The organism is uncultured Clostridium sp. (assembly GCF_900547735.1).
Taxonomy (GTDB): Bacteria; Bacillota; Clostridia; order Lachnospirales; family Lachnospiraceae; genus Otoolea.
On sequence record NZ_URHZ01000072.1, the window covers coordinates 15,612 to 27,453 of the forward strand.

Sequence of the window (11,842 nt, forward strand, 5' to 3'; positions counted from 1 at the left end):
AAAGAGACATGATATCGGGCCGCTGTAGCTGAGAGCAGAAAGCTTGAGAAAGCAAAGCTCCAAACCGGGTACGGCGGCCTTTTACTGAAGGTGATAACCTGCTCGCTGAACGTGCGGGTTATCGGTGATTGATAATGAAAAGTCCGCAGAGAGCGTATTCCTTTGTTATCCATTTTTTGCCGTATCATAAACATACCTTCGGCAGCAGGGGCGCCTTCGGCATTCCTGAATCTGTCCGGTTGGAAGGAGAAACATATGCATGAAAAAAACTTTTCCATTTTTGGCGGCCATAAAAGTAAATCGGCTGTAGAAAAAGGGGCGGAAGTCATTTTTACCGCCTGTGGCCTGCTGGCAGTCATAGCGGTATTTTCCATTACGTTATATATGATTATCAGCGGTACACCGGCGCTTTTCAAGGTGGGGATTCTCGATATCCTTTTTGGGAGTGTCTGGAAACCGACGGCGGATCCTGCTATGTTTGGAATCCTTTATGTGATTCTCACTTCCATTGTCGGTACCTTTATGGCGATTCTGATCGGTGTGCCGATCGGTGTTTTTACGGCCATCTTTCTGGCGGAGGTGGCGCCTCCGAAGCTGGCCGCCTGTGTCCGGCCGGCCGTGGAGCTGCTGGCCGGGATTCCGTCGGTCATATACGGCCTTTTGGGAATCCTGATTCTGAATCCCCTGATGTACAAACTGGAGCTTAAATTATTCGCAGGTTCCACGACCCATCAGTTTACCGGGGGAGCCAATCTGATTTCAGCGGTGCTGGTGCTGGCGGTCATGATTCTTCCAACCGTCATAAGTATCACGGAATCGGCGCTCCGGGCGGTGCCGAAGCACTTAAAAAGCGCTTCACTGGCGCTGGGCGCAACACATATCCAGACCATTTTCAAGGTTCTGGTTCCCGCGGCCAGATCGGGCATTATCACGGCGGTTGTACTCGGCTGCGGCCGGGCGATAGGAGAGGCCATGGCCATCAGCCTGGTATCGGGAAGTTCCGTGAACCTTCCGCTTCCATTTAACTCAGTCCGCTTCCTTACGACCGCGATTGTGGCGGAAATGTCATATTCCCAGGGACTCCACAGAGAGGTTCTTTTCACAATCGGACTGGTGCTCTTTGTATTTATCATGTTTATCAATACGGTACTGACCCGCATGTTCCAGAAGGGAGGGGCGGAGAATGACAGGTAACGCAAGCATTTACAATAAAAAGACCCGGGCTTCCGACCGGGCGCTCACGGTGCTTATTTATCTGGCGGCCGTCATAGCCATCAGCATCCTTGTGGGAATCATGGGGTATGTATTTGTGAGAGGTATCCCGCAGATTTCCTGGCAGTTTCTTTCCACGGTACAGAGCGCAAGAAAAGGGACGTTCGGAATTCTGGGAAATATCGTAAATACGCTGTACATTATTGTGATGACGCTGGTTATTGCGGCTCCCGTGGGAATTGGCTCGGCCATCTACCTGAATGAGTATGCAAAGCCGGGAAAAATGGTGAGAACGATTGAATTTACAACGGAAATCCTTTCGGGAATCCCGTCTATCATATTCGGCCTGTTCGGTATGGTGTTTTTCGGTTCCGCGCTGAAGCTTGGATACTCCGTGCTGACCGGATCCTTTACCCTGACTCTGATGGTTCTTCCGCTTATCACGAGGAGCACCCAGGAGGCATTAAAGACGGTGCCTGACAGTTACCGTTCGGGCGCGCTTGGAATTGGCGCGACGAAATGGTATATGATCAGGACCATCCTGCTTCCCAGTGCGGCTCCTGGAATTCTGACCGGAATTATTCTTTCGGTCGGACGTATCGTGGGAGAGTCGGCGGCGCTCCTTTTCACGGCGGGAAGCGGATTCCAGCTTCCCAAGGATCTGTTCGGCAAACTGTTTGAATCCAGCGGCACGCTGACAATCCAGCTATACCTGTCCATGCAGAAAGCAAAATATGATCAGGCTTTCGGCATTGCGGTCGTGCTGCTCGTAATCGTCCTGGGCATCAACCTCCTGACCAGATATCTGACGGGAAAATTCGATGTGACGAGGCTTAAATAGATGGAGGAAAGTATGGAAACCAAGATTGTTACCACGGATTTGAACCTGCATTACGGTTCCAACCACGCACTGAAAAATATTAACCTGGATATTTATACAAATAAAATTACCGCATTGATCGGGCCGTCCGGCTGCGGAAAGTCTACTTACCTGAAGACGTTAAACAGGATGAATGACCTGGTGGACGGTGTAAAAATAGACGGCAGGGTCCTGATAGACGGGGAAGACATTTACGATCCCAAGGTGGACACGACGCTTTTACGTAAAAAGGTGGGCATGGTGTTCCAGCAGCCAAATCCGTTTCCCATGAGCATCTATGATAACATTGCCTATGGGCCGAGAATCCATGGCGTTAAAAGCAAGGGACAGTTAGATGAAATTGTGGAGCGGAGCCTTAACGGAGCGGCCCTCTGGGACGAGGTGAAAGACAGGCTTAAAAAATCGGCGCTTGGACTTTCGGGAGGCCAGCAGCAGAGACTCTGCATCGCCAGAGCACTGGCCGTGGAGCCGGAGATCCTTCTGATGGATGAGCCGACATCGGCCCTGGATCCGATTTCCACATTGAAAATTGAAGATTTAATGGATGAGCTGAAGCAGAAATATACGGTGGTAATTGTTACCCATAATATGCAGCAGGCAACCCGTATCGCGGACTACACCGCATTTTTTCTGGTGGGGGAGGTAATAGAATATGCCCCGACAGGCGAGCTTTTCTCACATCCGGCAAAGAAAAAAACGGAAGACTATATTACGGGACGTTTCGGCTGATGACAACTTGACGGCGTTTATCCGGTAAGCAGATTAGGAGGTAATAAAATGGCACCTAGAATGATGTTTGACCAGGAGCTTGCGGAGTTGAACAGCGAACTGGTAAAGATGAGCGGGATGGTGGAGAAGGCTATTGCGGACAGCTTCGAAGCCCTGAATAAAAAAGATTTTGTACTGGCAAAAAGGGTGATTAACGGCGACCGGACTGTAGATGAGATGGAACGCAAAATTGAGAGCCGATGTCTGTCCCTGATGCTCAGGCAGCAGCCGGTGGCACGCGATTTGCGGCACATATCAACTGCCCTCAAGGTGGTGACGGATCTGGAACGGATTGGGGATCACGCGGCGGACATTGCGGAGCTGACGATCAGGATGAGCGATAACCGTTCATTTGTCGGCGTAAAGCACCTGCCGGCCATGGTAGACAATGTAAAAGCCATGCTGCGCGATGCCATCCACGCGTTTATCGAGCGCGATACGCAGGCCGCGGAGCAGATAGAGCTGAGGGACGATATTATAGACGCCTATTTTGATAAAGTGAAAAATGAGGTGGTGGAGCTGCTGAAATCCGATTCTTCGCAGTCGGATATGGCGGTGGATCTCCTGATGATTGCCAAATATCTGGAGCGGATCGGGGATCATGCGGTCAATGTATGCGAGTGGACGGAATTTTCCGATACGGGAACTTTAAACAGTGTTCCAATTCTATAGGACGGATCTATGATAAAATAAAGAGTCTGCCTCGGCAGACTCTCGCGCCGAGCGCGAAAAGACAGGGCCGACGCCTGATGGGGAATCAGGTCCGGCCCTGTGCTTTATTGTGAGTAGTTATAGTATGTGCTGAAAAAAGGAGAATATACATCTATATTTAAAAAATTGTGGGGGAGGAGGTATTTCTTGTCGTTCTGCCGCGGGGCTGAACGGTAAAATGGCTGTTTCTCCGTTTATTCAATGGCGATAAATTTCTTTTCCTCAACGGCCCTGCGCTGTTCCTCTTTCGGGAATACCAGTTTCAGCATGCCGTTTTCAAAGGAAGCGTGAATGTCTTCTTCCTTCAGGTTGTCGCCGAGATGGAAACTTCTGCGGCAGCTTCCGCTGTAACGCTCTCTGCGGATATATTTGCCGTTCTCATCTTTTTCGTTATTTTCTGTGGTCTTCTGAGCGGTTACGGTCAGGTAGCCTTTCGAAAGTTCAGCGTGGATGTCTTCTTTTGCAAAGCCCGGAAGCTCAATGTCAAGCTGATAATTCTCGCCCAAATCCTTAATATCGGTTTTCATCACACCGGAACCGGAGCGGTTATGCTCGGAAGTAAGTCCCGGAAAACGGAACATATCATCGAAAAAATTATCTACAAAGTTATCATTAAAAATGCTCGGTACTAACATAAGTCATTCCTCCTTATAATTATGTTTTTATGGTTGATGATGAAAAGCCTGTTCAGTAAAGTTTTGCTTTTCATCATGGGGTGATTCAGATACTTTTTATCTGTTCTATATGTAATATAACACACATTGTTAGCACTGTCAATAGATGAGTGCTAATGAAACTGTGAAAAAACTGTGAATTATGAATGCTAAATTTACTAAACCTGCAAAGCCCGCGTGTTTACCAATATTACATCCGATGCCCTTCGGGAGTCATACATTATTTAGACGGTGTATAAATTATAGTAATACGTTTTATGCAGGTGAATACATGCAGCAGTTTATAGTGGAAGTGATGAACTCGTTCGGATACATAGGGATTTTTGTGCTGATTCTGGTTGAAAACCTGTTTCCGCCGATCCCGTCGGAAGTCATTCTCACCTTTGGCGGTTTTATGACCACCTATACGGCGATGAATGTGCCCGGAGTGATTGCCGCATCGACGGCCGGTTCCGTTTTTGGCGCGGTTATTCTTTATTATGCGGGGCGGCTGATACCAAAGGATATGCTGAAAAATATGCTGGAGGGAAAGATCGGGAAACGTCTTCATTTTGAACAGGAAGATGTGCAGGATGCGGAAGGCTGGTTTGACACGAAGGGCAAAAGCACCGTCTTTTTCTGCCGCTGTGTGCCGATTATCAGGAGCCTGATCTCAATACCGGCCGGGATGGCGGGCATGAAGATGGCTCCCTTTCTGATTCTGACTTTTGCCGGGAGCCTTGTCTGGAATACGGTGCTCGTAACGGCCGGAGCCGTTGCCGGAGCCTCCTGGGGGAAGATCCTCGGTGTGCTCGATACATATTCAAACATCACGATCATTGTGGTGGGAATTGCGGCTTTGATCGGCAGTACAATTTATTTTGGAAGGAGAAAAGGCGAGGAACAATAATAGAGAAGGAAAAAACAGGAAATTGGAATGAGAGGGCCGAAGAATGGGAATATTTTCTGTATGGAAAAATTAGATCCCAGATTGGCGGCAATCATTGTATTGTTATACGTACGCTATCTCCCTGGAATGATGTGGGATAAAATGTGTATGGAAAAGAAAAAACACTGGAAAAATGGGGACGGAGCGGAAATCCCCGGCGGCAGTTCAAAGTGATGAAACCGGTATAAGGATGACTCATTGTCAAAGGTTATATAATAATTTGTATAACACTTTTCAAATCGTACAGGTATATGGATAAAAGGCGTGCCGGCCTGTATAATTTCCCGTAGAGGACGCGGGAACCGGGCGGCATTTATGCCGGGCGGTTAAGCTGGTGAGGAGGCGGCCTCCGGAAAATAAACAGAAGCGGAGGATGTGGGCATGAACACATTTGAAAAAGCGGCAAACGCAACTTATCTGACTGTCCTGGGCCAGGGACAGCTTTATGGAATACCCTTGAAACACGTTGTACATATTATACCGGTCCAGAAGATCAGAGAGGCACCGGAACTTCCTTCCTATGTGAAGGGAAAAATCAAACATGAGGGAACCTCCATTCCCGTGATAGACTTAAGACTCCGCCTGGGGCTTGAGGAAACGGCCTGGGATGAGGAAACCTGCATTGTAGTCATGTATGTTCCGGCGGGGACGGTCGGACTGCTTGTGGATGCCGCAGGAGAAATAAAGGAACTTGCAGACGGGGACTGCAAGGTGGAGACGGAAGAAGAGAATCCATTTGTCCTCAAACAATGTATTAAAAATGGGCGGGAAATAAAAATCCTGGATTTGATGAAGGTAGTAAAGATGTAAGGAGCCGGAAGGATACGGCGGTTAATATGTGAGGATAAAGAATCCCGCTTGCGGGATTCTTGCACTGCCGCGCGGTTGCATCAGCAACTATTAACCTCTGCGCGGCATGTGCATCCTTGCGGAACATTTTTTGATTCATAGGCCGTAATTTCCTATGAATTAAAATAAGAGCACCGTTCAATTCGGTGCTCTTTTTGATATAGAAATGATGAGAAGTTGTAAAACATGCTCTAGTTAAGCACTTTGATTTTGGGAAAATATTCAAACAGTACTTTCGCAGTTATCTTTTCTTTTGGGACGAAATGGTTTTTCCAGTATCGGCCGTCAAACGAGTTGTTCCGGTTATCACCCATCATAAAATAACTGCCTTCGGGAACTTCAAAATGAAGACTTTCCTCCGGCTCCATATCCTCACGCAGATAAGGTTCATCCAGGGGCGTTTCCGACCCGTTCAGGTAGACTTCTCCGTCACGGATGTCAATAATATCACCGGGAATGCCGATGATTCGCTTTACATAGTGGACGGTTTTTCCCTTTTTGTTTATTTCGGAGTCACAGGCAGGGCAGACATCCGGCCGCTCGCCCTCGATCCGTTTGTGGCAAACCGGGCATTGCCAGCCAAAGACAAAGATGGCGATATCGCCTCGTTCCGGTTCCGTGAAATGGTAGTTGAGACGTGAACCCATTATTCTGCTGCCTGTCATAATGGTATTTTCCATGGAGTCGGAGGGAACATCGCTGTTGGCGATAATAAATGTATTCAGGACAAAGGCAATGACGGCCGCGGTGGCAATAATCTGAATCCAGCTTATCAGTTCCGCCTTAAATCCTGTTTTTTCTTTTGAATTTTTATTCTCTGTTTTATTTTCCATATTGGTTTTATCGACCTCGTTTATTTTTGATATGTAATGGTGAATAGTACTATTATACACATCCTGCGGTAAAAAGCAAACCTGCCGTCTGCGCCGGATGCTCCGGGAAAGTATGTTAAGACTCATGAAGCGGATGGTATAAAGGAAAATGCAGAAACCGGCCCGGCGGAACCCGTGAAGTGGACTGGGGATGCGAACTGTGTTAAGCTGGGCATGCAACTGGAAACGGCAGAGATTAGGGAGGATTTACCAATATGAAAGAAACGGCAGACAGGGAAACACTGGAAGAAATACTTGATTTACTGGACGGAATGGGAATGCGGTACTGGATTGACGGTGGATGGGGAGTTGATATCATACTGGGCAGGCAGAGCAGAGAACACAGGGACATTGACGTGGACTTTGACGGAGAATATACGGATGTTCTGCTGAAGGCCCTGGAAGATAAGGGATACGTGATTACGACAGACTGGAGGCCATGCCGCATTGAACTCAGCCATCCGCTTCTCGGATATATCGACATCCATCCTTTTGTTATTGCAGAAGACGGCAGCGCCAGGCAGGCCGACCCGGAGGGCGGCTGGTATGATCTGCAGGCGGAATGGTTTTCTTCCGCCGTATTCGAAGGCAGGAAAATTCCGTGTATTTCGGCCGGGGCGCAGAAGCCGTTCCACACCGGATATGAGCCGAGAGAAGTGGATAAAGTGGATATGCAGAACCTGGACGCATTTTTAAAGGGACAGGATAAATTGTAGATTATACCGGTTTTTGGTATTGACTCTTCCGCAGCGTAAGGCTTTAAGATAGATTTAAAGGAAGGAGGATACGATGAAAACGGTAAAAGAGGTATCTGAGATAACGGGACTGAGCGTCAGGACATTGCGGTATTACGATGAAATCGGTCTGCTGAAGCCCGCCGGACTGACAGAAGCCGGCTATCGGCTTTACGATGAAACAGCGCTTGAAAAATTGAGGGAGATTATGTTTTTCAGGGAGCTGGAGATCCCGCTGGCCGATATAAAAGAGATGATGGAACGGCCCGACTATGATATAAAACAGGCTCTTTCACTTCAGAAGTCCCTGCTGGAACAGAAAAGAAACCGATTAAACGGAATTATAGAACTGATAGGCGATGATATGGAGCACATCGGTAAAATGAATTTTGAGGCATTTAATCAGGAAGATATCGATAAAATCATAACTCATTCCCTGGAGTTACAGGGAAAGGAATCAATTGAGGCAATCGTCGGTAAATTTGGTAGTATTGAGGCATACCGTGATTTTTTTGCCGAGAGTATGAAAGATGAAAAAATGAGTGTTCATTTCATTAAAATGTACGGAAGTAAAGATAAGGCGGTGGAGGCAAGCTTAAAATCCACGGGGGACGGTGGAGAACTTGAGAAAATGCGTGACGGGAACGACAGGATCTACCGGCTGTTTGCCCAGGCCATGGAAACCGGTGATGAGGCGCTGGCTATGGAGGCGGTCAGAATGCTTTCCGAAAATTACAAGTCCATGTTCCGGATGGACAATGCCAGGTATCTGCTTCTGAGAGTAGCGGAGGATTATCTGAAGGAAAAGAAAGTTACGGAGCTTATTGAGGCAACGGAAAAAGAGTACGGCCGGGGAATCACGGAATACATCGGCATGGCTATCCGTCGTTACTTCGGTGAATAGCGGGAGGTTTAGAAAAAATGGGAAAAAGCCTGTAAACCAGAGATTATCATAGTTTACAGGCTTTTTCCCGTGTTGTGAGTGCGTCTGATAGGAATCGAACCTACGCCTCAGGCTCCGGAGGCCGGCGCTCTATCCACTGAGCTACAGACGCATCTTCATTATTCTACTATATTTTATTTCTCTTGGCAAGGTCTTTTATGGAAGTTTTATTGCTTTTTATATTGGATTTTGCTAGAATAGAGCAGAACAACGGCCTCTGTAAAGCCGTTATTCAGCATATAGTTAATTGTAAATAAAGTTGCCCCGACGAAGGGGATTAGCCAGTCTATCAGGAGGATACAGGATGGGAAGAAGCAGGAGAAAACAGCCCGACGGGCCGGTTCAGCCTGAAAACTCCGACCAGTCTGTGAATATAAACAGAGCGGACAGCGGGACAGCAGAGGAAAGTAAAAAGACAGAGGATAGAACAGAGGTTGTAAAAAATGCCGCAAAAGATGATGCGCGAGAGAATACACCCAAGGCCGGGAAAGATTTATCCGGAGAACCGGTGACGAAAAAGGCATCGTCAAAAGAACTATCTGCGTTAAAAGAAACATCTGCGCAAAAAGATACATCAGCATTAAAAGAAACATTAACAGCCTTGGAATCATCAATGGCAAAAGAATCACCAGCGGTCAAAAAAACACCAATGGTAAAAGAATCACCAGCGGTCAAAGAATCATCAATGGTAAATAAATCACCGTCGGCGAAAGAATCATCAATGATAAAAGAAACACCAATGATAAAAGAATCACCAGCAGCCAAGGAATCGCCGGCGGTAAATAAATCATCAACGGCAAAAGATTCAACTGCGATAGAAAATTCATCAGCAATCAAAGAAGTATCCACAATAAAGAAAACGCCGGTCGGAAAGACGCTTTCAAAAGAGCAGCCTACAAAAGAGCCGGTGTCCCGGAAAGCGCCTTCTAAAACGTTATCATCTAAAGCGCCACCGTCCAAGGAAATCTTATCAAAAGAACATTTATCAAAGGAACCGTCAACAAAAGAACCGTCAACAAAAGAACTGTCAGCAAAAGAATCATCAGCAAAAGAACCATCAGCAAAAAAATCATCACTAAAGGAACCGCCTGTGAAAAAAGTACCGGCCAAAGAATCGGCAGCAACACAGGAGCGGAAAAAAGAAATAAAGAAAGTTCCGTCAAGAGAAAGGCCAAGAAGCAGGAAAGCGGCCGACTCACAGAATCACCCTGTCGAAGTCCGGGAAGTTCCTGAGTCCGGGAAAAAAACGGCCGGTAACTCGGATACAAGGGGAAAACATTCCAGAAAACAGGGACAGGACTCGGAACAGGCCCCTGGACAAGCCCAGGTAGAGTCCCGGGACAGGCGGCGAAGCGCCTCAAGAGGGAAACAGTCGGCGGCAGACAATGAACTGCGCCGTTATATTCTGCTGCTCAGCGTTCCGCTGATCGCCTTGATACTGGTGGTGGTACTCCTGATTTCGGGAAACTTCAGGGGCTCCGGGGAAGCAGTTACGGCTGCTCCGTCCAGACACAGCGTGGACACGCTTCCGGAAAACGCGGAGATACCGGTCATTGAACCGGATACCAAGGAATACTTCCACGACTTTGGAGGAAGCATTCTGTCCCAGGATACGGTTCCCGAGATTAACCAGTTGATGGAACAGTATTTCCTTGCGACTACGGATTGTGATATGGGGACGTTTCTCCATCTTTTTACATCTCAGGACACCAGTGAGGAAGAGCGGTTCCGTCAGGACTTTGAAAAACAGAAACAGTATATAGAAGGATACCGGAATATCTCCTGTTACACAACTCCGGGACTTGGTGAGAACTCCTATGCGGCATATGTCTATTATGAAATCAAATATGTCGGGGTGGAGACACCGGCGCCGAGTCTTGTCCAGATTTATGCGGTCAAGGGGGAAGACGGCATTTACAGAATCTTTGATCAGGAAATGTCACCGGAGCTGGAAGATTTCCTGGAACAGCTTTCGGTAAATGAAGACGTCAGGCTTTTGATTTCCCAGGTGGATCAGCAGGCAGAGGAAGCCATGGCGGCAGATCCGGCCCTGAACGAGCGGATTCAGTATATGAAGCAGGGACCCGACTATATGCGCGAGGAGGAAACCCCGGCACAGGAAAGCCAGGAGGGGGACACGGCGCAGCAATAATCCGGAATAAATATTAAATGATAAAGAAGAGGCAGCAAAATGGATGTAAAAGATTTTTATTATGACTTACCACAGGAATTAATTGCACAGGATCCGCTGGAAGACCGTTCTTCCTCCCGTCTTCTGGTGCTGGACAAGGACACAGGCGAGATAGAGCACAGAGTTTTCAGGGATATTTTATCTTATCTCAGGGAAGGGGACTGTCTTGTCATTAACGACACAAAGGTAATTCCCGCCCGTCTGATTGGAAGCAAAGAGGGAACCGACGCCAAGATTGAGGTCCTGCTTTTAAAACGCAGGGAAAATGACATCTGGGAGACGCTTGTAAAGCCGGGGAAGAAGGCAAAACCGGGTACTGTTATAAGCTTTGGGGACGGCCTTTTAAAGGGCACGGTAATCGATGTGGTGGAAGAAGGAAACCGCCTGATTCAGTTCTCCTATGAGGGAATTTTTGAGGAAATCCTGGATCAGCTTGGCCAGATGCCTCTGCCTCCCTATATTACCCACCAGTTACAGGATAAAAACCGCTACCAGACCGTTTATGCAAAGCATGAAGGTTCGGCAGCCGCTCCGACGGCGGGACTTCATTTTACAAAAGAGCTGTTACAGCAGATTGAGGATATGGGGGTCAAAATTGCCCATGTCACGCTTCATGTGGGCCTTGGCACGTTCCGTCCCGTAAAGGTGGACAACGTCCTGGATCATCACATGCACTCCGAGTTCTATATCGTGGATGAGGAAGAGGCTGAGAAGATAAACAGCACAAAGAGAGACGGCGGACGCGTTATCTGTGTGGGAACGACAAGCTGCCGCACCCTGGAATCGGCAACGGGAGAGGACGGAATCCTGAGAGCCGGAAGCGGCTGGACGGAGATTTTTATCTATCCGGGTTACCAGTTTAAAATTCTGGACTGCCTGATTACCAACTTCCATCTGCCGGAATCCACCCTGGTTATGCTGGTTTCCGCTCTGGCGGGACGCGAACATGTACTGGCGGCCTATGAGGAGGCTATTAAAGAGAGATACCGGTTCTTCAGTTTTGGGGATGCGATGTTTATTATGTGAGGATTTAGTTGAGATGCGAGGACGCCTCTGTAAGACGGCGGACGGGGTAGTGGG

The 11,842-nt window shown here is 47.9% G+C and carries 13 protein-coding genes and 1 tRNA gene; 10 read left to right on the top strand and 4 right to left on the bottom strand.

Translation table 11 applies throughout. The features are described 5' to 3' along the window. Window positions 1–255 precede the first annotated feature (255 nt). From pstC to phoU, 4 genes are read left to right on the top strand one after another with little or no spacing between them, the layout of a single operon-like run. Window positions 256–1,194 (top strand): phosphate ABC transporter permease subunit PstC, encoded by a 939-nt coding sequence (gene pstC, locus QZT18_RS18765; protein ID WP_125144522.1) that lies wholly within the window; start codon window positions 256–258, stop codon window positions 1,192–1,194. Beyond that, window positions 1,184–2,053, top strand: a complete 870-nt coding sequence (gene pstA, locus QZT18_RS18770) for a phosphate ABC transporter permease PstA (protein WP_294150360.1) — start codon at window positions 1,184–1,186, stop codon at window positions 2,051–2,053. The genes pstC and pstA overlap by 11 nt, the downstream gene beginning before the upstream one ends. Window positions 2,054–2,065: 12 nt before the next feature. Further along, window positions 2,066–2,821 (top strand): phosphate ABC transporter ATP-binding protein PstB, encoded by a 756-nt coding sequence (pstB, locus tag QZT18_RS18775; protein WP_294150362.1) that lies wholly within the window; start codon window positions 2,066–2,068, stop codon window positions 2,819–2,821. Between the two features lie 48 nt (window positions 2,822–2,869). After that, a complete protein-coding gene (gene phoU / locus QZT18_RS18780) occupies window positions 2,870–3,532 on the top strand; it encodes a phosphate signaling complex protein PhoU (protein ID WP_294150364.1) in 663 nt (220 codons plus the stop codon). A gap of 233 nt (window positions 3,533–3,765) precedes the next feature. Here the strand turns inward: phoU and QZT18_RS18785 are convergent, their stop codons facing one another. Then, a complete protein-coding gene (locus QZT18_RS18785; RefSeq protein WP_125144526.1) occupies window positions 3,766–4,206 on the bottom strand; it encodes an Hsp20/alpha crystallin family protein in 441 nt (146 codons plus the stop codon). A gap of 310 nt (window positions 4,207–4,516) precedes the next feature. Here QZT18_RS18785 and QZT18_RS18790 point away from each other — a divergent pair, with 310 nt between their 5' ends. Both QZT18_RS18790 and QZT18_RS18795 read left to right on the top strand, forming a co-directional pair. Further along, window positions 4,517–5,134: a DedA family protein gene (locus QZT18_RS18790; protein ID WP_125144527.1), complete on the top strand. Its 618-nt coding sequence runs from the start codon at window positions 4,517–4,519 to the stop codon at window positions 5,132–5,134. Between the two features lie 420 nt (window positions 5,135–5,554). Continuing rightward, on the top strand, window positions 5,555–5,983 hold the full coding sequence (locus QZT18_RS18795) for a chemotaxis protein CheW (protein WP_294150368.1): 429 nt from the start codon (window positions 5,555–5,557) through the stop codon (window positions 5,981–5,983). A gap of 230 nt (window positions 5,984–6,213) precedes the next feature. Here QZT18_RS18795 and lepB read toward each other — a convergent pair whose 3' ends face one another. Next, a complete protein-coding gene (gene lepB / locus QZT18_RS18800) occupies window positions 6,214–6,855 on the bottom strand; it encodes a signal peptidase I (protein ID WP_294150370.1) in 642 nt (213 codons plus the stop codon). A 254-nt stretch (window positions 6,856–7,109) separates the two neighbouring features. On the opposite strand from lepB, the gene QZT18_RS18805 reads away from it, so the two are divergent. Further along, complete coding sequence (locus QZT18_RS18805) at window positions 7,110–7,610, top strand: nucleotidyltransferase domain-containing protein (RefSeq protein WP_294150372.1); 501 nt, start codon at window positions 7,110–7,112, stop codon at window positions 7,608–7,610. Window positions 7,611–7,683: 73 nt separating this feature from the next. Further along, window positions 7,684–8,532, top strand: coding sequence for a MerR family transcriptional regulator (locus tag QZT18_RS18810; protein WP_294150374.1), 849 nt, complete (start codon window positions 7,684–7,686; stop codon window positions 8,530–8,532). Between the two features lie 79 nt (window positions 8,533–8,611). Here the strand turns inward: QZT18_RS18810 and QZT18_RS18815 are convergent. Together QZT18_RS18815 and QZT18_RS18820 are read right to left on the bottom strand one after the other, a co-directional pair. Then, window positions 8,612–8,683, bottom strand: a tRNA-Arg gene (locus tag QZT18_RS18815). A gap of 230 nt (window positions 8,684–8,913) precedes the next feature. Continuing rightward, a complete protein-coding gene (locus tag QZT18_RS18820) occupies window positions 8,914–9,681 on the bottom strand; it encodes a hypothetical protein (RefSeq protein WP_294150375.1) in 768 nt (255 codons plus the stop codon). Between QZT18_RS18820 and QZT18_RS18825 the strand changes: the two genes are divergently transcribed. Continuing rightward, window positions 9,662–10,723 (top strand): hypothetical protein, encoded by a 1,062-nt coding sequence (locus QZT18_RS18825; protein ID WP_294150377.1) that lies wholly within the window; start codon window positions 9,662–9,664, stop codon window positions 10,721–10,723. The genes QZT18_RS18820 and QZT18_RS18825 overlap by 20 nt on opposite strands. Window positions 10,724–10,762: 39 nt before the next feature. Continuing rightward, window positions 10,763–11,788: a tRNA preQ1(34) S-adenosylmethionine ribosyltransferase-isomerase QueA gene (gene queA, locus QZT18_RS18830; RefSeq protein ID WP_294150379.1), complete on the top strand. Its 1,026-nt coding sequence runs from the start codon at window positions 10,763–10,765 to the stop codon at window positions 11,786–11,788. The last annotated feature ends 54 nt before the right edge of the window (window positions 11,789–11,842 follow it).